The organism is Nonomuraea maheshkhaliensis (assembly GCF_039529435.1).
Lineage (GTDB): Bacteria > Actinomycetota > Actinomycetes > Streptosporangiales > Streptosporangiaceae > Nonomuraea > Nonomuraea maheshkhaliensis.
The window spans coordinates 42844-65826 of sequence record NZ_BAAAMU010000027.1 but is presented as its reverse complement, the minus strand read 5'-3'; the positions used below and the strand labels follow the sequence as shown (position 1 = coordinate 65826).

The following is a 22983-nucleotide window of genomic DNA, read 5'->3' as shown; positions in this document are numbered from 1 at the left end:
GGAGCACCCCGTCCGTTTGCCGCGTTAGCGTCACTGATGACGATTCCGGCAGAGAGGACGAAAGAGACAGTGGACGAGATGCGCGCGGCCCTCTACGACAGGTACGGCCCCCCTGAGGTGCTCTACGAGGGCAGGCGCCCCATGCCGTCTCCCGCGCCCGGCGAAGTGCTCGTCAAGGTGCACGCCATCAGCGTGAACGGCGGTGAGCTGCACGGCCGCGCGGGCAAGCTGCGGATGCTGACGGACCTGATGCAGCGCGGGTTCCCCAAGACCGTGGGCATCGACTTCACCGGCGAGGTCGTCGCTGTGCGCTCGCGGCAGCCGGGCCCCGCCGTCGGCGACCGGGTCTGGGGCGCGCTGTCGCGCACCTTCGGCAGCGCCGCCGAGTACCTGGCCGTGCGCCCGCGTCAGCTCTCCCTCGCTCCGCCCGGGATGGACCTGGTCGAGGCCGCGGCCCTGCCCGTGGCCACGACCGCGATCACGGCCCTGCGCGACAAGGCCCGGCTGCGTCCCGGCGAGCGGCTGCTGGTGATCGGCGGGGCCGGCGGCGTCGGGAGCGCCGCGGTCCAGCTGGGCAAGCACTTCGGCGCCCACGTCACCGCGCTGGCCTCGGCCAGGACGCTGGACTTCGTCCGCGAGATCGGCGCCGACGAGGCCCACGACTACGCGGTCACCGGCCCGGCCGATTTGGGCCCGTTCGACGTCGTCATGGACACCAAGGGCGTGGCGCAGGAGCCGTTCCGCCGTCTCCTGACGCCGGGCGGGCGCATGGTGGCCATCGCCTTCGACCTCGGCCGGCCCGTGGCGTCGCTGTCGTACGTGCTGGCCTCCGCCGTGTTCGGCTCCCGGCGGGTGCGCTTCTTCAGCGGCGACCCCACCCACCGCGACTTCGCCGAGCTGGCCCGTTACGTCGAGGCGGGCGCGCTCCGCCCGCTCGTGCACGCGGTCCACCCCCTCGCCGACATCGCCGGCGCGCACCGGGCACTTGAGGCCGGGGGAGTACGCGGCAAGATCGTCGTCCGGATCACCTGATCCGCCGCCCCGTCGAAACCTCCGCCCCGTCCGGACCTCCCACCCTGGACCTCAGCCCCGTCCAAAACCTTCGCCGCGCCCGGCAGCGGCGCCCGAGACGCCCCACCTGCGGCGAAACATCCCTTCCACCAGAAAATTGGAGTCCCATGTCGGAAGCAGTTTGACGGAAAGTGAGGAAGTATGGTCGTCTCGTGACCTATGTTTCTGATGGGATGAATTAACCAGGTCCGGGGGAGAACGCTACATGCCGCACGCCCTCCTGCGCGTGCTCGCTTCGACGACGATCGCCGGCGCCGCCCTCGTGGCCCTGCCGCCGGCCGGAGCGCAGGCCGGGCCCGTACCGGCACATGCTCAGCCTGTACGGGCGCAGGCCGCCTCCACCCAGAAGGTGCGGCCCGTGCCCGCTGTCCGGGAACCGGCTCCCGCCGTCGTCACGGTGCCGCAGCAGGCCTCGCTCGCGCTGCGCCCCGCCGCGAACGGCGGGGTGGGCCCCGCCACGCCCGAGGTGACCACGCCGGCCGGACCGGGGCTCGTCAACGAGATCACCGCGGCCGCCGCCGCCGTCCAGGAAGAACAGGGGTTCGGCAAACAGGCGCCCGATCCGGGCGACATCCTGCCGGACACCTCCCAGGCCGCGACGCTGGGGCTGATCAAGCCCCTGGCGGCGATCGCCAAGTCGTTCGAAGGGCTCGGGCAGGCCGTGCCGGGGCTGACCTACCGGCTCTGCGTCGAGAGCGAGGCGGTGCCCGTCTCCTGCTCGATCAGGCAGCCGGTCGGCATCCCGGTGGCCGCCGACGTGACCGGCGACAGCAAGCCCGACCTGGCCGCCGACCTGGTGCCCTCCGTCGATTTCAGCGGGGGCTCCGTCGGGCTGCGGTTCGCGGTCAAGCGGCTCGGCGACGAGAACCTCAAGGCGCAGGTCTGGGCCGAGTACGACGGCAAGGTCTCGGTCGGGTTCGACGGCCTGCGCCGCGGCACTTCGCTGTCGGCCTCCGACAAGGGCACGTTCACCGTGGACTCGACCGGCAAGCGGGTCAAAGCGGTCGTCGAGCGCAAGGAGCCGGGACAGTCCGCGGCCATGGTCGCCGGCCTGACCGGCCGCAGCGCCGTGAGCATGCGCCAGACCCCGGCCACCACCCGGCTCACCGTGAACGCCGCCCTCGACACGCGCGCCCTCGACGTCGCCGCCTCCGCGCCCGCCAAGCTGGAGGCGGTCGCCGTGCGCGGCGCCCGCCTCACCCACGCCGTGCTCGACCGCATGGGCACCAGCGCGAAGGTACGGCTGGCGCACGGCGAGGTCCGCTTCACCAGTCCCACCCCCATCGCCCACGCCCGGGTCGACGACCTCGACTACCGCGACGGCAACCTGAACCGGGTGGTCAAGGCCGAGCTCCAGCGCGTCCCGCGCACCTTCACCGCCAAGTACGTGGCCGCGGGCGGCAAGCAGAGCCTGGCCGTCACGGCGGGCGCGGGCCGGGCGGGCGCCGGCGCGGCGAGCATGCTCTTCTACGACCGGGCCGCCGCCAAGACCGTGCTCAAGGCGGAGCTGAGCGAGCTGCCCGCCAGGGCACGCCTGGTCAACGACCCCGAGCGGCACCAGATCACCCAGTCGTCCAGCTCGCCCATCGGCAGGTTCGCCGCCGTGCTGCAGCGCAACGGGGGCGCCGTGGCCACCCCGCGCGGCGGCCACGTCACCATGATCAAGGACGGCTCCGCCATCGGCGTGTCGGGGCTGGTGTCCGGGCTGTCCGGGTTCGATGTCACGTACGGGTCCGCGCCGCACGCCCATCTGAAGACGAACGCCAGCGGGAGCTCGTTCGTCGGCGCGGCCGTCATCGACCGCACCCACGTCGCCGGCCTGGAGATCAGCAACACGCCCGGGGACGTGGACGTGATGCTCGACCCGTCGGCCAGGAAGGCGGAGTACCAGGCCAGCGGCACGATCAAGCGGGTGCGGGCCACGTACACGAACCTCAGGTCCGGCCCCACCATCGACGGCACCCTGAACGGCGTGCGCGACGACGTGAAAGCGTCGTGGGAGCTGGGCGAGCGTTCGACGGTCGAGGTGAGCACGTCCTCGAAGCTCGCCACCATGGCGATTTATGCCAATAAAGCGCACGTGACGCGGGTGGGCGGCGAGGACCTGACCGCCACCGTCGAAGGCGTCGGCAAGCGCGCGGAACTCGTCGCCGACACCAAGGCCAGAACCCTGACCTGGACCTCCGACGCCCCCGTCGCCAAGGTGTCGGCGCTGGCCCGGGTCAAGCTGGGCGACCGCTACGCCAGGGCCGCCGCCGAGGTCAGCGGCGTGCCCGCCAGATTCGATGCCTCATGGGACCCGGCCGGCTATCGCTTCCGCGGCCTGTCGGGGCCGGTCGAGACCGCCGAGCTGGCGTTCACCAACCACGACGGCGCCAAGGCGCCGACCGGGCCGCACCTGGCGGCCCACTACGACCAGAGCACGGGCGACCTCGACGCCAGCGTCCTGGTCAACGGGCTCTCGCACGTCGAGTTCAGCCCCGCCGAGCAGGGGTTCAGCGCCGACTTCCGCTCGGCCAAGCAGATCCTCGCCGTGGACGCCGACCTCGTCCGGGGCGACGACCGCGTCGGCCTCGTCGGCACGGTCGGCCCCGTGCCCGGACGCCTGTCCGTCACCTCGGCCGACGGCAAGCTCACCTATGCGGGCTCGCGCCTGGACGTCCGCGCCCGCGCCTGGCTCGGCAAGAAGGCCGCGCTCGCCCGCATGCAGGCCGCGCCCGCCGTGCCCGGCGGCGTGTCGCTGGTGGACGGCGGCTGCGCCGCCGGATCGCCCGGCTGCGCGCAGGGACCGTTCTGCGTGGCCCAGCGCGGCTGCTTCGGGCTGCAGGGGTACGTGGACGTGACCGGCCTGCCCGACCAGGTCACGGTGGACCTGACCGGCCGCACGCTGGCGTTCTCCGGATTCCGGCCCAAGCGGCCCGACATCGGCGTCTACCTGTCCAGCAGCGTCCTGTCGCCCGTGCCGATCAAGGCCAGGGCCACCCTGACCGGGCTGCCGGCCGAGATCACCTCGATGGCGATCGGGCCGTTCGGGGTGGGGCAGGGCAACACCGTGCAGGCCGCGTACCGGATCGAGCCGCCCGCCACGCTCGGCTCCCTCGACCTGCACGCCGAGGCGGCCGGGCTGCGCGGCCACGTCGCCGTCGACCCGGTGCCGGCGCAGGTGGCACTTCAGGGGACGTACGGGGCCAAGACCCGCATCCGCGTCAGCAACTCCGCCGCCGTCAAGCACCTCACCGCCAAGGTCACCCTGCCCGGCAAGGGCACCGGCGAACTGCGCTTCGGCGACGTGCCCGCCGTCTTCGGCGTGGACGCCGACGCCTCGTCCGCCGGGCTGAAGGTGCCGGCCGTCACGTACAAGGCGGAGGGCGGCGCCAGCACGCTCGACGGCTACTTCGGCGTGGAGGGCGGCCTGGTGGACCCGTCGGGACGGCTGGGCGACGTGGCGTTCGCGGTCAAGGACCTGGCCGCCGACACCACGGTCAGGCTCAACCCCGACCACACGCTCGACCTGGTCTCCAGGCCGGTCCCCACGGGTCGCATCACGCTGCGCGCCGGGCTCGCCATGGACCCGGTCGCGCCGCAGGGCATCGCGGTGAGCAAGGAGGTCCCGTACACCAAGGGCTTCCTCACCTACCACGTCGGCGGGCGGTTCGGGCTCGCGAAGAGCTCGATCGAGGACGTCGGGGTGAGCATCAGGCGCGTGTCCTGGCTGCGGATCAGGCCGGGCAAGGTGCCCTTCGGCGTGAAGGCGCCCGCGGCCGTCGGCTACCTCGCCCCCGGCTTCGAGGGGAACTACGGCACCGTCAAGATCTCCGCCAAGGGCGTCGACCTGCGGCCCGACGTCAAGCTCGACGTCAAGCTGAGCAGGGAGGTCGGCGACGACGTCTTCCGCGAAGCGGTCAGGATCGGCCCCACCACCTCGCTCGCCCTGCGCCGCTACGACCAGCGCATGCGCAGGATCGGGGCCAAGCAGGAGATCAAGGCGGCCGGGATCAGCCTGGCCTGCGTGACGGTGGACGCCAAACCCGGCTTCGCGGCCGGCACCGGCGCCAACACGATCACGCTGCGCGGCGCCGACGGGCCGCAGATGGTCTCCATGCTGGATCCGGGTGGGCAGGTGCCCGACTACGCGGTGGACCTGCTGACGTCCTTCATGAGCCCGTTCCCGGGGTCTGAGTGGAAGGTGGCGAGCACCAAGGCCGGCTCCTGCGGCCCCAGTGCCGACTCCAAGACCGGCAAGAGGTCCGACGCCCGGTAACTCCAGCCGCTCGCTCGCCGCGGTCCCGTACGACGGGACCGCGGCACTGCGCTGCGTGTGCTGGGACCGCGACACGCGAACAGCGGGAAAAGAATTCGGTCAAGAAGGGTTAGGGCGCCGAGTCGAGGGAAGGGCAGGCAACTTCAAGAACGTCGAACGTGAGGAGGAGCCGTAGTGCTCACCCTGACCGAAAACGCCGCCCAGGCGATCCGTGACCTGACCGCGACCGCGCCGGAGCCCTCGCAGAGCGGGATCCGCATCTCGTCGCAGGGAGAGGGCGCGAGTTCGCTCACCCTGACCCTGGCCACCGCCCCCGAACCGGCCGACGCGGTGGTCGAGGCGGGAGGCGCTCGGGTCTACCTCGACCCGGTGGCGGCGACCGTACTGGACGACAAGGCCCTCGACGCGGGAGCCGACGACCAGGGGAGTGTCTCCTTCCTGGTGACCGAGCAGACCGCCTGACGCGGCTCCCGCCGTGCCACAGCCCGCCGTGCCGCGGCCCGCACGGGCTGCGGCGCGGCGGGGCGCACGGGCGCGGCGGGACTCCGCTCAGCCGCTTTCAGAAGCTTTCAGACGCTTCACCGGCCTCAGCCGTCGTTGAGAAGCTTGTGCAGGTAGCGCAGCTGCTCCTCCGACTGGTAGCCGCCACCGCCCTCATGGTTGTTCCACGGCCACACCGTGATCTCCTTGGGGCCCTGCCAGTGGTTGTAGGCGGCGAACACCGTGGACGGCGGGCAGATGTCGTCCATCAGCGCCACCGAGTACAACGCGGGCACGGTGCCGCGGGCGGCGAAGTTGACCCCGTCGAAGTAGCTCAGCGTGCGGAAGACCTGGTCGGCGGTGTCGCGCCGGGTGGACAGATAACGGACCAGCTCCTGGTACGGGTCGCGCCCCGTGATCTCGACCGCCCGCCGGAAGTGCGAGAGGAACGGCACGTCGATCAGCGCCGCCTTGACGCCCGGGTGCAGCGCGGCCGCCGCCTGCGAGATGGCCCCGCCCTGGCTGCCGCCCGATGTCACGATGCGGGAGGCGTCCACCGCCGGATGCGCCGCCGCCGCGTCGATCGCCCTGACGGCGTCGGTGAACACGCGCCGGTAGTAGTAGTCCTCCGGGTCCAGGATGCCGCGGGTCATCATGCCGGGGGCCTGCGGCCCGGCACTGCCGTGGGGGTCGCCGGTGGCTCCGGGGCTGCCGACGTTCGCGCCGCCGTGGCCGCGGGTCTCCATGACGAACACCGCGTACCCCGCGGCGGGCCACATCAGATGGTCCTTCGGGAAACCGCGCCCGCCGCTGTAGCCGATGTAGTGCATCACACACGGCACCGGCCCCTCCGCGCCGCGCGGCAGCAGGAACCAGCCGTTGATCCGGTGGCCGCCCCAGCCGGCGAACGACACGTCGTACACGTCCACGCCGGTGAACGGCAGGTCGTAGGGGACGTACTCGGCGGCCAGGTCGAACTCCCTGGCCTCGGCCAGGGTGGCGGACCAGAACGCGTCGAAGTCGGCGGGCTCGTCACGGTCGGGGAGGTAGCTGCGGAGCTGGTCGAGCGGCAGGTCGAACAGTGGCACGGTGGTACTCCAGCCTGTAGATAAGGATGCTGCCATTTCATCCCATAGCGCCGGAAAGCGCTATCCCGCCATCTGCTTCCGCTGAAAGCGTGATATCTGGGTAGACGTCGGCGCGTGACTGAGCATGTTGCCGAGGTTGCCCACTCCCACCTGTATCCCGGCCTGATCCTCGACGCCCCCGCGGAGGCCGCCGACTTCCTGGTGCTGTTCGGCGACGACTCGGAGTCCCGGGCGCAGTTGCTGCGTGATGATCGTGGGCGGCCGGTGCTGCGGATGGGCGGGTACATGACGGCCAAGGGGACGGTGATCGACGAGCGGGTGTGGACGGTGCGCGAGACCGTCCGGCGAGGAAACCGCCTCCGCCTCCGCCTCGGCCGTTCCCTCCCCTGACCCCGCCGCCTCCTGTCTGGTGCTTCCTGGGTGAGGTGTGGGGTTTTCCGACCTTGGTGGTGAACGTGGGCTAACGTCCCCTTTGTGGCTTCTTTCGGCAGGTTGGCCGGGCGGGCGGTGGCGGGCGTCGTGGTGCTGGCGCTCTCGCCGGTCCTGGGGCTGGCCGCGCTCGCCGGGACGGCCATGGTGGGAGCGCGGCCCCAGGTGTTCGCGGTGACCGGGCTGGCGGTGTTCGCCTCGGTGTTCTTCCTGGGGCTGCTGCTGTGCGTGCCCAGGCCGGCGGTCGGCTGGGGGCGCTGGGCACGTGCCGTGGTGCTGCTCGGCGTCGAGGCGGCCGTGGTCTGGCAGGTCTCCGCGGCCACGCTGCGTCCGTCCGCCGTCCCCGCCGCACCCGCGAAGGTGGCCGGGCAGCGCGAGTGGCGGCTGGAGACGGGGTCGCGGCTGGCGTACGTACGGGTCTCGCCCCGGCGGGTCACCCGGCCGGAGCCGGTGGTGTTCCTGCACGGCGGCCCCGGAGTGGGCGACCTGGCCGGCGACTCGGCGTTCCTGGGCAAGCTGGCGGCCGACGGGTTCCGGGTCTACGTCTACGACCAGCTCGGCGCCGGCCGTTCGGGACGGCTGGCCGATCCCCGTGGGTACGGGCTGACCCGCGACGTCGCCGACCTGGAGGCCGTCCGCCTGGCCATCGGCGCCGGACGGCTGAACCTCGTCGCCCGCGACTACGGCGCCCAGCTGGCGGCGGCCTACCTGGCGCAGCACCCGGCCCGGGTGGCCAGGACCGTCCTGTACTCCCCGGCGGGCCTCACCGGCCTGCCCGCTGGGCGTGCTGGGGACCGGCCGCGATCCTCGGCCGTCCTGCTGGGCCCTGGAGCGATCCCCGACCCGCGCGCGCTCGCCGTGTCCACGTTGCTGCGGGTCGACCCGGTCGCCGCCCACGCCTTCGCCGGCGACCGCGAACTCGCCGGCCACCTCACCCTCCTCCGCCACCAAACCCCACCTCCCTGCCCAGCTTCCGACGAAAGGCCGACCGGCTCGGGAGTGGCCGGACTTGGAGAGGGTGGCTCGGGGATGACAGGCTTCGGCGCGACGGGCTTCCGGTTGGAGGGCCCTGGAGCGGCGGGTTCCGGTCCGGGGGCGGCGGGTTTCGGGCAGGAGGGTGCCGGTGTCACGGGGCTCGGGCTGAGAGAGGCTGAGGGCGCCGCTTCGCCGCGTTCCGGAGGGGACGTCGTCGCGCTCGGTCCCGAGGCCGGTGCTGTTTCGCCCCGTGCCGGAAGCGACGTCGCGGTGCGCGTCCCCGAGACCGATGCCGCTACTGCCGGGTATGGCGGGTATGTCGCGCTGGCCGGGAGGGCGGTGCCCGCGTCCGTCCGGCGAGGGTTGAGCGCGGTGGAGACGCCCGTGCTCATCGTCAAGGGTCCCTGTGACGCGCAGAGCTGGGCGGATGCCACCGACTACCGGAGTGCCCTCCCCGACGCGCGCTTCGCCTACGCCGCCGGCGACGAGGGCTTCCCCGGGCGCGGTACCGCCTACCTCGGTATCCTCCGGGCCTTCCTCACGGACCGGCCGGTGGACACCTACGCAGCCGAAGGCCCGCCCACGGACTACCGCGGCCCCGCCTGAGGAAACACCGGGTCCAGGTCCAGGTGACGGTGACCGGGTGACGGTGACCGGGTGACGGCGGCCGGGTGACGGCGAGTGGCGTGGACGCGCCACCTCGGCCGTAATGCCGGGGTGCTTCCGACCGTGATGGTTACTCTCCGTATCAGATTCATTTCACCTGGTCAGAGGAATCCTCATGCGCACTCGCCTCACCCTGTCCCTGGCCGTCGCGGCCCTGGCCACCCTGCCCGGCTGTGCCGGTGACACGGCGCAGAACTACGCGGCGGTGGCCACGCCCACCGCCGCGCCCCCGTCCGAGCAGGACAAGGCCTGGCTGGGCGCCATCCACCAGGGGAACCTGGCCGAGGTCCAGGCCGGCGGGCTGGCCAGGAACAAGGGCACCACCAAGCAGGTGAAGTCCATCGGCAGGATGCTGATCGAGGACCACAACCAGCTCGACCGCAAGGTCACCCAGGCGGCGACGCGGCTGGGCGTGCGGCTGCCCAGTTCCCCGGACGCGGGCCAGCACAAGGAGCTGAACCGCCTGGAAGAAGCCATGGGTGAGGACTTCGACCAGGACTTCCTGTCGGGCATGGTCAAGGCGCACAAGCAGGCGCTGGCGGCCACCCAGAAGGAGATCACCAAGGGCTCGTCGCCGGCGGTGGTGGCGCTGGCCAAGACGGCCGCCCCGTCGTTGCGGCAGCATCTGTCCGCGCTGCGCAAGGCGCAGAGCGACTGAACGCCGCCCGGTGATGGGCGGGCCGGGCCGGCTGACGGCAGGCCGGGCCGAGCGGTGGTGAACCGGGCCGGGTGAAGGAGGTCCGGGCCCGGTGACCGTGAACCGGCCCGGCCGCCCGGAGTAGGGCCAAAACTGACCTTCCCTTGTGTGGATATATGGCTATTTAGGGTATTTGTCTCTTTTGAGCCACGAGAGACACATCGGGGGGATCGACGTGGGCATGCAAACAGAGATCCGTAACCTGCTCGACTGCCACGTGGTGGGTTCGGACGGACAGTCGATCGGCAAGGTAGGCCAGGTCTACCTGAACGATCGGACAGGCGAGCCGGAGTGGGTCACCGTACGCACGGGGTTCTTCGGGATGAAGCAGACGTTCGTGCCTCTGGCCAACGCCCGCCGCTCGGGCGAGGAGATCCGGGTCCCCTTCGACAGGGAGATGATCAAAGGCGCGCCGAACATCGACGTGGACGGCCGCCTGTCGCTGAACGAGGAGGCCGACCTCTACCGCTACTACGGCATGCACCCGTCGGACATACCGCGCCAGCGCCCCGGCGAGACCCGTACCGGGGAACCGATCTCGGGGGAGAGCGCGGAACGGCGAGCGGGACTGGCCGGCGAGACGACCGGCGACATGCCCCGCGGAACGTCCGGCGAGATGAGCGGCGGACTGGCCGGTGGTGCGATGGGTGCCGCGATGCCCGGGACGACCGGCAGGGAGACGTCCGGCGGTCTGCGCGACGAGCGGGACATCGACATGATCCGGTCGGAGGAGCGGATCCACATCGGGAAGGAGAGCCGGGAGTCCGGCCGCGTCCACCTGCACAAGTACGTGGACACCGAGATCGTCCGCGAGACGATCCCGCTCTCGCACGAGGAGGTCGTCATCGAGCGCGAGGTCATCCGCGACGGCGAGACGGCGGGGACGTTCGAGATCGGCGAGGAAGACCGGGAGATGATCCTGCACGAGGAGCGTCCGGTCGTCGGCAAGGAGACCAGGCCGGTCGAGCGCGTGCACGTGCACAAGCAGGACGTCCAGCACGAGGAGACCGTCGAGGGCCAGGTTCGCAAGGAGCGCCTGGAGATCGACGAGGAGACCAGGGACGACAGCACCGGCTCCGGCCGCCGCGACAGGAACCTGCCGCCGGAGCGGTGAGACCACCGGCCGCGCCGGTCCGAGGCCCGCGCCGGCCGAGGCCCACCTGGCTGCATCGGCCGAGGTCCATCGGCCGCGCCGGCCGGGGCCGCGCGGAGAAGCGCCGCGGGGAGTGACGGCACCGCCGGTGCTGTCACTCCCCGGCGTCCGCGCGCAGGCATGTCCCCGCGGAAGGTGTGCCTGCGTCGATAGTCCGTCCGATCGGCCGCGATGACGGCGAGCGGGCCCCGATGATCGCGGGTGCCGCGTGGGACCGGTCCACCCGGCCGGCCGGTGACCGGAATCAACGGCGGTCATGACCGGAAATCACTCTGAGTACAGCTCGACCTCGTTCAGCATGGCGCACGAGCGGCCGATCTCCGGGTCGCAGTCCTCCGCGGGCTCGACGACGATCTTGACGTGCCGGGCCGTGCGGCCTCCGAGGTCGTCGTAGCGCAGGGCGTGGTCGGTCCTGTCCTTGATCGTGACGACGGGTTCACCCCACTCCCGCCCGTCCCCCGACACGTACACGCGCGCCCAGGCCGGATGCCCGGGACGCAGGCTGAGACCGATGCGGCTCAGCCGGTACGGCCGGTCCAGGTGCAGCACGTAACGCCCACGCCCCTTGCCGACGGCGCTCGACCAGTAGCCGGTGCTGCCGTCGAGCGCGCCCCCGGGGCCCGTCCGCGGCCGATACGGGCTCGACCAGCGCATATCGGTCGAGACCCGCAGCGCGCCCCGCCGGTACAACTCGCCCAGGTCGATCCGGGTGCCGCCGGCGGCGCCCGGAGTGGCCACGCTGAACAGCAGGCGCTTGATCGCGTACCAGCCGCCGTGCTCGAAACGATCGTGCAGAGGGCAGGCCGTCTCGTCGAGCAGCCCGTTCGGCCGCACCCCCGGCAGCTTGCAGTTGTCGAACACCTGGATCAGCCGGTGCGGCCCCACGGCGGCCAGGCCGGTGTAGCCGGACGAACCGTGCGCGTCCCAGATGCCGTCGCGGTTGTGGTAGGTCACCACCGGCTCCCGCCACTCGTCCCCGAGCCCGTCGGGGGAGACGGCCAGCCAGTTGTCCGGCCGCCCCGCGCTCAGCACGAGGACGCCGCCGGGGGTCAGCAGCAGCCGCGGGGCGACCCCGCGCACCACGCAGTCCAGGCTGGAGAAGCGCAGCTCGCGCACCGGCGACCAGGTGCGGCCCTCGTCGGTGGAGCGGCTCTGGTGCAGCGTCGAGTATTGCCCGCCGTCGCGGCGCAGCACGGCCACCAGGCTGCCGTCCATCGCCTGCTCGATCGCCGCCTCGTTGTAGACGAACCCGGGTTCGGGCCCGGCGATCACGCCGCGCCGCTCGAAGGTGACGCCGCCGTCGCCGCTGGCGTACACCTCGGCCTGGTACTTGCCCGTCTCGGCGTATTGGGCGTACGCCGTGATCAGGATCGTCCCGTCGGCGAGCTGGATCGGCGCCCCGTGCGCGGCACCGCCGGGCAGCAGCTCGCCGGGCGTGGACAGCAGCGCCTCCGAGCGCAGCCAGCTCTCCCCGTCGTCCAGCACGGACGAGGTGAGCACGCCCAGCCGGGCCGTGTGCGGGCCGGTTCGCTCCAGGTAGTACTCCGTGGCGAAGAACCGGCCGTCGTGCAGCTCGACCGGGGACTCGCGCAGCGGCGTGGCGCCCGACGGGCCGAAGGTGACGCCGCCGTCCTCCGAGACCGCCGCCGAGCTGGTGAGGGTGACGACCTTGTCGACGTTGGTGGTGAAGGTCGAGATCACCTTGAGCGCGGGGCCGCCGTCGGAATCGGTGACGTCGAGCGCCGAGACGTTGGGGAACCCGGCGAAGTCGAGCCGCTCCGAGGAGGTCGGCTCCCGCTCGGCGGGAGGCGGATTGGGATGAATCCAGTCTAGGAAGGAAGCAGTATCGATCAGGTAAGGCTCCCCCGCCGGGGACCGCAGGGAGTGATCGGGTAGCACGCAGTAACCGGCCCCGGCCTGCACCGGGCCGGGATGCGGAGGCAGCCCCGCGGCCACGGTCACGGCCGCGACCATGACTTTACGGATCGGCACCGGCTCGCTCCTCGGCTGTCGTCCACGGTTCACCGCACCGTACGGACTTTAGATCATCCACCTGCGACGACACGGCATTCACCTGCGAGAACGCGCCGCCTCCCCGCAACGGGGGCCGGGTAAACCTGGCCCCAGATCCGGCTACGTAAAGTGCCAGTTGACAGAAAACCGGTGTCTTACGACGATCAGAGCGGCACTATTAAGTGTCAATTTACGTAGGTCGAGAGACCGCGCGGGTCAGGAGGTGGCCCCAGATGAGCATCGAGCCAAGGGCGAGAGTGGCCCAGGAGCGCGTGCTGCCGGGCCCGGTGCCGATGTCGCCGGAGACGGCGGCACAGCAGCGGGTCGTGCAGCGGATCTGCGCCAGGGTCGCGCCCGGCGGCATGGACATCGGCGTGGCGGAGCTGCCCCCCGGCGGCCTCCAGGTGTGGATCGACACCCCGGTACCGCCCGCCGGACACGAGTCATGGGTGCTGCACCACCAGATGGCTCGTGAAGTGGCACTGGTCGGCTGGCACTGCGAGGCGGACGCGGACCGCCTGCTGGTACTCGGCTGGAGCGCCGCGTGCCTGCACAACCGGGTACGCCTGCTGCAGAGCGGGCTGCGCCGGCTCGCCGACTTCGAACCCACGGCCCAGCGGGCCGTGCAACTGGACGGGCACGACCCCGACGAGGAGCCGGCCGCGCGGCTCGTCGCGGACGTGTGCGCCGCCATCGAGCGGCGGCTGCGCTGGCCCGAGCGGCTGGCCGAGCTCAAGGGCTTCGAGCGCAGCTCGGGCCTGCCGCACCTGCAACTGCTCCTCGCCCAGGTCGCCGGCCTGGAGGCGAAGGTCGCGGGCGCCTGCGAAGAGCACCTCGTCATGGCACGGGTGCTGGCGCGGGCCGTCTGCGAACACTACGCGCGGCACGCGGACCTGGTCCGCGCGCAGCGAGAGGTGCTGGCGGAGACGCGCCGATGGGTGCACGCCAGCTCCATGATCCGCGGCTCGGCCACTCCCAGGCCGAGCACCCTCGGTGCCGGCAGACCCCACATGGGGCTGGCGGAGCGCCGCATCGCCGCGAGCGTCATCAACCACGGCGTGCCGCGGGCGACCCCCGCGGCCGTCACTCCACGGGCCGGACACCCCGGCATCGAGGAGGGCGCACGCTGACCTCGACCCGCTCAACGGCGAGCGGTCGCCCGGAAAACCCCATACGAATCCGGTAGGAGAGCTCCCGTCATGCGAACCCCCCCGCACCTGCCCGCCCGCTCCCGGCGCGAGCACACCGACCACGTCCGGCGGCACCCGTACGGACTGCACGACGTGCCCGCGCAGACCGCGCCGCGCGGCAGCCTCGACTTCCCCGCCTTCCCCGAGAGCGTCCCGCCCGTCAGCCCGCCCGCCGACCCGTACGGCGAGGCCGACGTCTTCGTCGAGCAGCGGCTGCGTGACATCAGAGAGATGTCCAACCAGGCCATCGGCTCCATCGACGACCTGCTCACGCACACCGCCTGACGTGTGCCCCCAGTGGCTCCCTCGCCGGGGAGCCGGAGAAATGGACCGCACCATTCAAGGAGAGTCATGCAGGATCTGTCGCGACCGGAGCTGAGGTCGCGTGACGTCGGGGGCCACCAGCCGCGCTCCGTGGCGGGCGTCGAATCACCGCGCACCCTCGACGAGGTACGCGCGCTCGTCCGGCGGGCCACCGCGGCCAAGCTCCGTCTCTATCCCATCAGCACCGGCAGGAACTGGGGCATGGGCTCCGGCATGCCGGTCACCGACGACAACCTCGTCGTCGACCTCGGCGGCATGAACCGGGTGCGCAGCCTCGACCTGGAAGCCGGCTACGCGGTCATCGAGCCGGGCGTCACCCAGCGGCAGCTCGCCGCCGTCCTGCGGGACACCCCGTGGATGCTGAACGTCACCGCCTCGTGCGCCGACACCTCCGTGATCGGCAACGCACTCGACCGCGGCGACGGGTGCGTCCGCTCCCGCGTGCACGACGTGGCCGGGCTGGAGGCCGTGCTGGCCGACGGCAGCGTGGTCACCACCGGCGGGCTCGACCCCGCGGGCCGCTACCACGGCCGGGTCGCCGGGCCCGACCTGACGTCCGCGTTCGTCCAGCACAACCTGGGCATCGTCACCGCGATGGCCGTCTCGCTCGTGCCGCGCCCGCAGACCATCGGGCTCGTGCACGGCCGGATGCCGCGCGACCAGGTCGGCGCGGCGGTCGGCGCCGTCACCGGCTTCCTGCGCGGCGGCAACCCGGCCGACGGGCTGCTGCGCGTACGCGAGCTGTCCCTCGTCCCCGGACACGGCGACTGGGCGCTGCCGCCCGGCGTGGACCCCGGCCTGTTCACCGTCCTCGGCCCGCTCATGGGCAGCGACGCCACCGTCGAACTGGCGGAGGAGCTGCTGCGCAAGGCGCTCATCGAGGTCGAGGGCGCCGAGGCCCTGCGCGTGGTGGACGCGGCCGAGGTCGCCCCCGACGACCCGCTCTACCCCAGGGCGCTCATGGCGCAGGGCATCCCCACCTGCCGGGGCGTGCACGCCGCGCTCGGCGTCACCTCCTGCGACCAGATCGACGAGGGCGCGATGGGCTTCCTGGCCCTGCTGCCGGTCATGCCGATGCACGAGAGAAGGACCGAGCACATCCTGGCGGCGCTCCAGACGGCCGTGGACGCCCACACCACCGCCCTCATGGTCGAGTGGAACATGGTCAGCAAGCACCTGGCCAACGGCGTCATCCAGATCTTCTTCGACCGCGGCACCCCCGACGCCGCCTACCGCGCGCACCAGCTCCGCAACGACGGCAACTGCCTGCTGCGCGGGAACGGCTGCGCCATCTACCGCTCCGACATCGACCACGCCGCCGCTGACGTCTGGTCGGAGACCAGCACCGCCGGACTCGGCATGCTCCACCGGCTCAAGACCGCGCTCGACCCGGACGGCCTCCTGTCGCCCGGCCGGTACGGCGCCTGAGCACTCGCCACAGACAGCACCAGAGATCACGTCCGGCTCCGCCGCCGGCACCCGCCGGAGTGCGCCCGCGGCGGAGAACGATCGACGCTCACATAGGAGGAACCACGTGCGTTCGTCACCAACGGCCAGCAGGGGGACGGGCACGCCCGGCGTGAACCGGCGTCACGGAGTGATGCTGCGCCTGGTCGGTGCGGGGGTCATGTTGACGGTGATGGCCGACACCACGGCCACCACCCTGGCAGTGGGCGTGCTCCGATACACGCCCGCCGGCGCCGGGATGCCGCTCGGCGACCTGGTCTGGCTGACCAGCGCGGCGTTCATCCCGATCGCGGCACTGCTCGCGACCGCGGGCCGCTGGGCCGACCTGTTCGGCCGCCGCCGCGTGCTGGCGGTAGGGCTCGTCGTGTTCGTGCTCGGCGGGATCGCCACCGTCACCGTGGAACCCTGGTCGTACGTGCTGGCCGCACGGGCCGTGCAGGGCGCGGGAGCCGCGGCGATGATCCCGGCCAGCCTCGGGCTGCTGCTCGGGGAACTGCCGGAATCGCAGCGGCGCGGCGCCATCGCGCTGTGGAGCTCCGCCTCCGGGCTCGGCTGCCTGCTCATGCAGGCGGGCGGCGGCTGGCTGGCCGCCACCGTCGGCTGGCGGTCCCTGTTCGTCCCCGACGTCGTCATCGGCGTCGCCCTCCTCATCGCCTGCGCCGGGCTGCCCTCGGGCCGGCGCAACAGCGCCAAGGGCGTTCCCGACGTGCTCGGCGCGTGGCTGCTGGCCGCCGGCATCGCCGTGATCGTGCTGGCCATCTCCAAGGCCATGGCCTGGGGCATGGACGTGGTGTGGCTGGCGCTGGCCGCGCTGGCCCTGCTGGGCGGCGCGCTCGCGCAGGCCAGGCATCACCGCCTGCCGGCCATCGACCTGGCCCTGTGGCGGCGGCCCAAGTTCGTCTGGGGCTGGCTGGCCACCTGGGGGTTCGGCGCTCTGTCGTACGGGCTGCTCACCGTGCAGCCCCTCTACCTGCTCCACCTCGGCTACCCGATGCTCGAAGTGGCCATGTGGCTGACCCCCACATCGGTCGCCGTCGTCGTCACGAGCTTCCTGGCCGGGCGCATGGTCAAGCGCATCGGCGCGTACGGGCTCATCTACGCCGGATCCCTGCTCTGCGGCGGCGCGTGCGTGCTCGTGCTGGTCCAGGCGGGACCGACCGTGTGGGGCCTGATCGCCAGCGTCGTGGTCGGCATCGGGGTCGGCGCGCTCGCGCCCGGCACCTCCGTCGCGACCACCCTGGCCGCCCACCCGCACCAGTACGCCTCCGCCGTCGGCGCGGCCACCATGGCCCGCATGGTCGGCGGGGCCGTCGGCGTCGCCGTCGTGTCCGTCGTGATCGACCACCCGTTCATGACCGGTCCTTACGCGGGCCTGGCCGGCGCGCTCGCGCTGTGCGTGGCCATCTCGGTGCTGATCGGGGCACTGGCCCTGACCAAGATCACCCGGCTCCGGCCGGACCCGGGTGACGTGATGATCAAGGTGCCGCGCCGGATGCTGCTCGAACTGCGCATGACCCTCGCCACCGTCGCGGCGGAGGCGGACGCGCTGCTGCCGGTCGAGACCCGTGCTCCCTCCGCACCCCCCTATCCGGGCCCGAACCCGGATCACTACCCGGACCCTGTCCCGCGTCCCAGGGCGGCCGAACCAGGCCCGCTCGCCGGCACGCGCGGGCACACGCACTAGTTCAACCATTCGAAAGGGCTCCCCGTCATGGCAACCACATCCTGCGACGTAGCCATCGTCGGCGCCGGTCTCGGCGGCTGTTTCCTGGCATTACTCCTGGGCCGCCGCGGCCGCAACGTCGTCGTCATCGAACAGGGACCCTCGGTCCCCAGCGCGGGGGCCGACTTCCTCAAGCCGCCTGGACTGCGGGTGCTGGCCCGGCACGGACTGGCGGACCTCGTCGGACGCCACGGACTCAGACGCGACCTCGTCCGCTACTACCACGACGGCGACCCCATCCAGGACTGCCACTTCCCCGGCGGCGGCTTCCTCATCCGTCCGTACCGTGAGCTGGTCGAGCTCATCTACACCTCCTGCGCGATGGAGGGCGTCGAGTTCCGGTTCGACGTCAGCATCGACGACATCGCCACGGACGGGGACCACGTGGAGGAGCTGACGCTCTCCGACGGCCGGCGGCTGCGCGCCGGCGTCGTCATCGGCGCCGACGGCACCAAGTCCGCGATCCGCCGGGTGCTCGGCATCGAGCAGCTCACCATGCCGTACGAACGGCTGCTCATGCGGGTGGCCACCGTGCCGCTGAGCGCCAGCGTCGCCCGGCTCAACCGGCTCTACTTCAGCTCGGAAGGCTGGATGACCTACCTGTACCCGATCAACAGGGACCAGGCCAGGGTGTTCGTCGGCCTGCCGCCGGAGGCGGACAAGGAGATCTTCCAGGACGGCATCCCGGTGCTGCTGGACGAGCTGAAGAAGTTCGTCACCGAGAGCTCCGACGCCTTCAACTTCCTGCTGCCCGCCACCTGGCAGCGCATCAAGGTCTCCTCGCTGCGGGTGGAGGCCTACCACAAGGGCAACGCCGCCCTGCTCGGCTCGGCCGCGTTCGCCTGCCACCCGATGACGGGCATGGGCATGAGCTACACCCTGCACGACGCCGAGATCCTGGCCGACGTCATCTGCGCGGCCGGCGGCGACCACGACCTGCTCGACCGGCTGCTCGGGGCCCGCTACGAGCCGCGCAGGCAGGCCCACAGGGAGCTCATCGACTACGGCGACGCGCTCGCCTCCACCTTCCGCGACCGGGCCGCCTACCTCGCGGCCTTCCGCCCCGACCTGCACGTCCACGGCGAGTCCGCGGCCACGGCCCCCCTGGCACCGGCCGGGTGAGCCGTACGGGACCGGCAGCGGAAGCCGCACGGGACCGGGCAGGCGCCGCGTGAGCCGCGCCGGCCCGGGCGAGGGACCCGTGCGGACGTGCCGAGCCGGTGTCCCCGCCGCCCGCCATTCCCCACCAGGTGGGGCCGCCCGGCGCCGACGCTGAGGGCGTGAGGCGGTCCCGATCCCCAGGCGGCGGGGACGCCCATGGTAGGGCGGGCACTACCACGAAGCCGGGTGACAGCGGGGGTCCGCGAGCCCTCTGTCCCTGGCGATGCTAGGAGGACCATTCCCCTCCTTGGCATCGGAGACGTACGTGACTGTGGCAGAGACCTCCCGCCCGGCCCCGGGACAACGGCGGGGAAGCGACTTCGCGCGGCTGTCGCGGCGCATCGCCCAGGAAGGGCTGCTGGACAAACGGCCCGGCTACTACGCGGTCCGGATCGGCCTGGTCGCCGCCCTGTTCGCGGGCACCTGGACGCTGTTCGCCGCCGTCGGCGACTCCTGGTGGCAACTGCCCGTCGCGGTGCTGCTGGCGGTGGCGTTCGCGCAGGTCACCCTGCTCGCCCACGACCTGGCGCACGGGCAGATCGCGCGGTCGCGGCGCGTCGCCAGGATCGCCGGGCTGCTGGTCGGCAACCTGGCCGTCGGCCTCAGCTACGGCTGGTGGATGGACAAGCACACCCGCCACCACGCCAACCCCAACCACGAGGACCACGACCCGGACGTCGCCCCCGACATCCTCGTCTGGTCCGAGAAGCAGGCCGGGGAGAGCCGCGGACTGCCCCGGTTCATCGGCCGCCACCAGGCCTGGCTGTTCTTCCCGCTGCTCACGCTCGAAGGGCTCAACCTGAAGCTCTCCAGCTTCCGCGCGCTGCGCCGCAGGTCACTCAAGGGCAGGGGCACCGAGGGGCTGCTGCTGAGCGCGCACGTGCTGGCCTACCTGGGTGCGGTGTTCCTGGTGCTGCCGCTGCCCAAGGCGCTGCTCTTCCTGGTCGTCCACCAGGCGTGCTACGGCGTCTACCTCGGCTGCACCTTCGCGCCCAACCACAAGGGCATGCCCGTGCTCACCGCCGAGGACGAGCTGGACTTCCTCCGCCGCCAGGTGCTCACCTCGCGCAACGTGCGCGGCGGGCGGCTGGTCAACACCGCGCTCGGCGGGCTCAACTTTCAGATCGAGCACCACCTGTTCCCCAGCATGCCCACCGCCAACCTGCGCAGGGCGCAGCCGATCGTGCGCGACTACTGCGCCTCGCTCGGCATCGACTACGTCGAATGCGGGCTGGTGGAGTCATGGACACAGGCGCTGCGCCACCTGCACGAGGTGGGCCGGCCGCTGCGCGAGGCCAGGACGTGACGCTCGCAGGAGGCGGGCTCGTAGCGGCGCGGGTCAGGACGTGACGATCAGCTCCATGCCGTTGTCGTCCTGGCGGACCTGATGCCCGGCGTCGGTCAGCACGGTCCGCAGCGCCAGCTGCACCGCCGCGCGGATCGTGGCGTACTTGACCAGCTGCTCCGCCGAGGCGCCCCAGGCGATGACCACTCCGCGCGCCGGATCCTGCCAGATGCCGAGCCCGCTGTCGGCGGACATCAAGGACGGCTCGACGGTGAAGCCGGCCTCGGCGAGCTCCTGCCGGACCACGCGCTCCAGGTCCTCGCCGGCCTTCGTGACGATGTCCATCGGAACCGGCTGCCCCCACGCGGGCGTTTCGAACCTCGGTGGTCCCGACGAACTCTGTGGAAAGATGTCGGCTGTGCCCACTCCGTCCCTCTCCGGGCCCTTCGCCCGCGCCGCGTTCCGTGGCGCGCCGTCGGACACCGGGGACGCTGTCGGAGGAACGGGGTTGCGGCTGGCGCGGGCCGTGGTGTTCGCGACCGTGTGCGGGGGGGTGTCGGCCGGTGGGCACGCGCTGGCCGGCGGGGGAGCGGTGCCGTTCGGGGCCTACCTGGCCGGGACGCTCGCCGCCTTCGCGCTGGCGTACCTGATCGACGGGCGCGAGCGGGGCCTCGCGGCCGTGCTGGCCGCCACCGTGGGCACCCAGCTGGTGCTGCACCTGTTCTTCGAACGGCTCGCACCCGCGCGGACCCACCTCCCCGCCCCTTTCGGACCGCAGCCGGACCCAGGCCACCTTTTGCACGGGACTTCGCCGAGCGGGCACCCCTCGTTCAGCATGGCGCTGGCCCATCTCACGGTCGCGGCGCTGACGGCGTGGTGGCTGCATCGGGGCGAGCGCGCGTTGTGGACCATGATCCGGCTGTGCGGCACGGAGTGCCCGGTCGTGGGGCCTCTCGTGGGCTCGCTCGTACGCCTGCTCGTCCCCGCCCCGGCACCGGACGGCGCGGAAACGGCGGGGCGGGACGGGCGGCCGATGACGTACGGCGCCGCCGCCTGCTCGGGCAGGGCCGTACCGCGGACGATCAGCAGGCGAGGACCACCGGCGACGGCGCGTCACTGACGCACCTCCCCGCCCTTGCCTGTGCCCGGACGGCGGCGCCGTGGGCGCGGTCGTCCGGATGATCTCTGGAGACCAGCATGACAATCCCGCCGCGACACATCCGCAAGGCCGCGCTGGTGGCGTTCGCCTGCGCCCTTTTCCTGATATTTCCGGCCTCGCCCGCCTTGGCCCACGACTCGCTCAAGAGCAGCTCGCCCGCGAAGAACGCCCAGGTCTCCTCGCTCAAGGAGGTCGAACTCGAATTCACCGCCGGCGTGAAGTTCCCGTTCGTCGTGCTCCACGACGCGGCGGGCAAGGAGATCGGCCTCGGCGAGCCCCGGCTGGACGGCCCGCTCGTCCTCGCCGACGTGCCGCAGCCTCTCCTGCCGGGCTCGTACGTGCTCGCCTGGCGCGTCGTCTCCTCGGACGGGCATCCCATCGAGGGGGAGATCCCCTTCGGCGTGCGCGGATCCTCCTCGACGGCGTCGCCCTCGGGCGAGCAGACCGCGCCGGCGGACGGCCAGTCCGCCGCCCCCGCCACCGACGCTCCTGCGAGCGGTGCCGCCGCGGGAGCGGCCGGCGGGACGGACGCATCCGCGGTGGCCGGGCAGCAGCCCGCGTCTTCGTCGGGCGTTCCCGGGTGGATCTGGGGCGGGCTGGCCGTGCTGGTGGTGCTGGGCGCGTTCGTCCTGCTGAGGACCACGCGCCGGGGCCGTGACCGGGAGGACGCGGACGCGGGCTGAGCAAGCCGGGCGGCGCGCTGCCCGGCTTCGCGGGAGCCTTAACGACCGGGACAGCGGGGCGGGGTCAGCGGCCGGTCAGGCGGGGGAGGGCGTCGCCGTACAGGTCCCGGCTGGCGTCCGTCTGGGCGATGAAGTCGCCGGGGAAGCCCAGCTCGAACTCCGCCGCCCCCTCCAGCCGCCGCACCGCCTCCTCGGGCAGCCGTACGTCCGAGGCCCCCAGGAGCTCCGCGAGCTGCTCGGCGGTGCTCGCCCCGAGGATGGGATGCACGCCACGCGACACCGCCCAGGCGATGGCCACCTGCGAGGCCGTCACGCCCAGCTCGCCGGCCACCTCCGTCACGACCCGCACCGCCGCCCGGTCCCGTTCGCTGATCGACTCCGGCGACACCCGCGAGGCCGCCGCCCCCGGACGGGCGTACCGGCCGGACAGCACGCCCCGCGCGAGCACGGCCCACGCCGCCACGCTCATCCCGTACGCCCGCGCCATCGGCAGCAGCTCGCGCTCCACGTCCCGCCACAGCAGGCTGTAGGGCACCTGCAGCCCGGCGAACGGCGTCCACCCCCGCCACTCCGCCAGCGTGTTGGCCCGGCTGACCAGCCAGGCCGGCGCGTCGGAGATGCCCACGTAGAGCACCTTGCCCGAGCGGACCACGTCGTCCAGCGCCCGCATCGTCTCCTCTATGGGCGTGTGGCGGTCCCACACGTGCACCCAGAACAGGTCGACGTAGTCGGTGCGCAGCCGGCGCAGGCTCTGCTCCAGTGACAGCACGAGGTTCTTGCGGTGGTTGCCGGCCGCGTTCAGGTCGGTGCGGTCGCGGGTGCCGGTGTACTTCGTCGCCAGGACGAAACGGTCGCGGCGGCCCTGGAGCAGCTCGCCGACGACGCTCTCGCTCTCGCCGTACATGGAGGCGGTGTCGATCACGTTGCCGCCGGCGTCGGCGTACGTGCCGAAGATCCGCCGCGCCTCCGGCGAGGACTCCTGGTAGGTCATCGCGCCGAGGAACAGCTCGGACACCCGCAATCCGGTACGCCCGAGCAGCCGATACCGCATCTCGCCCTGCCCGGGCCGGGTCGTCTTGGTCATGGACACCCACCCTGCCGTGCCACCGTACGCGCAGGAAGGCCGGGCCCGGACTGGCCCCCGGAGGGCCACGATAA

General features: G+C 72.3%; 19 protein-coding genes. 15 read left to right on the top strand and 4 right to left on the bottom strand.

Annotation, left to right across the window (positions count from 1 at the left end):
* Positions 1-78: 78 nt before the first annotated feature.
* The 3 genes from ABFX54_RS20235 (at position 79) to ABFX54_RS20225 (ending at position 5794) form a co-directional block, all read left to right on the top strand.
* Positions 79-1032, top strand: a complete 954-nt coding sequence (locus tag ABFX54_RS20235) for an NAD(P)-dependent alcohol dehydrogenase (RefSeq protein ID WP_346107001.1) — start codon at positions 79-81, stop codon at positions 1030-1032.
* 244 nt (positions 1033-1276) lie between these two features.
* The gene (locus tag ABFX54_RS20230; protein ID WP_346106931.1) at positions 1277-5332 is read left to right on the top strand and encodes a hypothetical protein; all 4056 of its coding nucleotides are present in this window, start codon (positions 1277-1279) and stop codon (positions 5330-5332) included.
* A gap of 174 nt (positions 5333-5506) precedes the next feature.
* Complete coding sequence (locus tag ABFX54_RS20225; RefSeq protein WP_346106929.1) at positions 5507-5794, top strand: HesB/IscA family protein; 288 nt, start codon at positions 5507-5509, stop codon at positions 5792-5794.
* A gap of 125 nt (positions 5795-5919) precedes the next feature.
* Here ABFX54_RS20225 and ABFX54_RS20220 read toward each other — a convergent pair whose 3' ends face one another.
* Positions 5920-6900 carry an acetylxylan esterase gene (locus ABFX54_RS20220; RefSeq protein WP_346106927.1) on the bottom strand — a complete coding sequence of 327 codons (981 nt, stop codon included), beginning with the start codon at positions 6898-6900 and terminating at the stop codon, positions 5920-5922.
* 114 nt (positions 6901-7014) lie between these two features.
* Here ABFX54_RS20220 and ABFX54_RS20215 point away from each other — a divergent pair, with 114 nt between their 5' ends.
* The 4 genes from ABFX54_RS20215 (at position 7015) to ABFX54_RS20200 (ending at position 10781) form a co-directional block, all read left to right on the top strand.
* Positions 7015-7290 (top strand): hypothetical protein, encoded by a 276-nt coding sequence (locus ABFX54_RS20215; protein ID WP_346106925.1) that lies wholly within the window; start codon positions 7015-7017, stop codon positions 7288-7290.
* 84 nt (positions 7291-7374) lie between these two features.
* Complete coding sequence (locus ABFX54_RS20210; protein ID WP_346106924.1) at positions 7375-8910, top strand: alpha/beta fold hydrolase; 1536 nt, start codon at positions 7375-7377, stop codon at positions 8908-8910.
* Between the two features lie 175 nt (positions 8911-9085).
* On the top strand, positions 9086-9628 hold the full coding sequence (locus ABFX54_RS20205) for a DUF4142 domain-containing protein (RefSeq protein WP_346106922.1): 543 nt from the start codon (positions 9086-9088) through the stop codon (positions 9626-9628).
* Between the two features lie 220 nt (positions 9629-9848).
* Entirely contained in the window at positions 9849-10781 is a 933-nt protein-coding gene (locus ABFX54_RS20200) for a DUF2382 domain-containing protein (protein WP_346106920.1), read from the top strand.
* Positions 10782-11087: 306 nt separating this feature from the next.
* On the opposite strand, the gene ABFX54_RS20195 is transcribed toward ABFX54_RS20200, so the two are convergent.
* Positions 11088-12812 (bottom strand): exo-alpha-sialidase, encoded by a 1725-nt coding sequence (locus ABFX54_RS20195; protein WP_346106918.1) that lies wholly within the window; start codon positions 12810-12812, stop codon positions 11088-11090.
* Between the two features lie 254 nt (positions 12813-13066).
* On the opposite strand from ABFX54_RS20195, the gene ABFX54_RS20190 reads away from it, so the two are divergent.
* From ABFX54_RS20190 to ABFX54_RS20165, 6 genes are all read left to right on the top strand, one after another.
* On the top strand, positions 13067-13963 hold the full coding sequence (locus ABFX54_RS20190) for a hypothetical protein (RefSeq protein WP_346106916.1): 897 nt from the start codon (positions 13067-13069) through the stop codon (positions 13961-13963).
* Positions 13964-14032: 69 nt separating this feature from the next.
* The gene (locus ABFX54_RS20185) at positions 14033-14308 is read left to right on the top strand and encodes a hypothetical protein (RefSeq protein WP_346106914.1); all 276 of its coding nucleotides are present in this window, start codon (positions 14033-14035) and stop codon (positions 14306-14308) included.
* A gap of 66 nt (positions 14309-14374) precedes the next feature.
* Positions 14375-15775 carry an FAD-binding oxidoreductase gene (locus ABFX54_RS20180; RefSeq protein ID WP_346106912.1) on the top strand — a complete coding sequence of 467 codons (1401 nt, stop codon included), beginning with the start codon at positions 14375-14377 and terminating at the stop codon, positions 15773-15775.
* Positions 15776-15881: 106 nt separating this feature from the next.
* Positions 15882-17498: an MFS transporter gene (locus tag ABFX54_RS20175; protein ID WP_346106911.1), complete on the top strand. Its 1617-nt coding sequence runs from the start codon at positions 15882-15884 to the stop codon at positions 17496-17498.
* 27 nt (positions 17499-17525) lie between these two features.
* Positions 17526-18659: an FAD-dependent monooxygenase gene (locus tag ABFX54_RS20170; RefSeq protein ID WP_346106910.1), complete on the top strand. Its 1134-nt coding sequence runs from the start codon at positions 17526-17528 to the stop codon at positions 18657-18659.
* Positions 18660-18963: 304 nt separating this feature from the next.
* Positions 18964-20004, top strand: coding sequence for a fatty acid desaturase family protein (locus ABFX54_RS20165; protein WP_346106908.1), 1041 nt, complete (start codon positions 18964-18966; stop codon positions 20002-20004).
* A 33-nt stretch (positions 20005-20037) separates the two neighbouring features.
* Here ABFX54_RS20165 and ABFX54_RS20160 read toward each other — a convergent pair whose 3' ends face one another.
* Complete coding sequence (locus tag ABFX54_RS20160; protein ID WP_346106906.1) at positions 20038-20328, bottom strand: hypothetical protein; 291 nt, start codon at positions 20326-20328, stop codon at positions 20038-20040.
* A 73-nt stretch (positions 20329-20401) separates the two neighbouring features.
* Here ABFX54_RS20160 and ABFX54_RS20155 point away from each other — a divergent pair, with 73 nt between their 5' ends.
* Positions 20402-21103: a hypothetical protein gene (locus ABFX54_RS20155; RefSeq protein WP_346106904.1), complete on the top strand. Its 702-nt coding sequence runs from the start codon at positions 20402-20404 to the stop codon at positions 21101-21103.
* Positions 21104-21180: 77 nt separating this feature from the next.
* A complete protein-coding gene (locus ABFX54_RS20150) occupies positions 21181-21825 on the top strand; it encodes a copper resistance CopC family protein (RefSeq protein WP_346106902.1) in 645 nt (214 codons plus the stop codon).
* A gap of 64 nt (positions 21826-21889) precedes the next feature.
* On the opposite strand, the gene ABFX54_RS20145 is transcribed toward ABFX54_RS20150, so the two are convergent.
* Positions 21890-22876, bottom strand: a complete 987-nt coding sequence (locus ABFX54_RS20145; RefSeq protein WP_346106999.1) for an aldo/keto reductase — start codon at positions 22874-22876, stop codon at positions 21890-21892.
* Between the last annotated feature and the right edge of the window lie 107 nt (positions 22877-22983).

Coding starts and splice junctions, on each gene's coding strand:
- ABFX54_RS20235 (WP_346107001.1), top strand. CDS start 79: ATGCGCGCGGCCCTCTACGACAGGTACGGCCCCCCTGAGGTGCTCTAC.
- ABFX54_RS20230 (WP_346106931.1), top strand. CDS start 1,277: ATGCCGCACGCCCTCCTGCGCGTGCTCGCTTCGACGACGATCGCCGGC.
- ABFX54_RS20205 (WP_346106922.1), top strand. CDS start 9,086: ATGCGCACTCGCCTCACCCTGTCCCTGGCCGTCGCGGCCCTGGCCACC.
- ABFX54_RS20200 (WP_346106920.1), top strand. CDS start 9,849: ATGCAAACAGAGATCCGTAACCTGCTCGACTGCCACGTGGTGGGTTCG.
- ABFX54_RS20190 (WP_346106916.1), top strand. CDS start 13,067: ATGAGCATCGAGCCAAGGGCGAGAGTGGCCCAGGAGCGCGTGCTGCCG.
- ABFX54_RS20185 (WP_346106914.1), top strand. CDS start 14,033: ATGCGAACCCCCCCGCACCTGCCCGCCCGCTCCCGGCGCGAGCACACC.
- ABFX54_RS20180 (WP_346106912.1), top strand. CDS start 14,375: ATGCAGGATCTGTCGCGACCGGAGCTGAGGTCGCGTGACGTCGGGGGC.
- ABFX54_RS20170 (WP_346106910.1), top strand. CDS start 17,526: ATGGCAACCACATCCTGCGACGTAGCCATCGTCGGCGCCGGTCTCGGC.
- ABFX54_RS20160 (WP_346106906.1), bottom strand. CDS start 20,328: ATGGACATCGTCACGAAGGCCGGCGAGGACCTGGAGCGCGTGGTCCGG.
- ABFX54_RS20150 (WP_346106902.1), top strand. CDS start 21,181: ATGACAATCCCGCCGCGACACATCCGCAAGGCCGCGCTGGTGGCGTTC.
- ABFX54_RS20145 (WP_346106999.1), bottom strand. CDS start 22,876: ATGCGGTATCGGCTGCTCGGGCGTACCGGATTGCGGGTGTCCGAGCTG.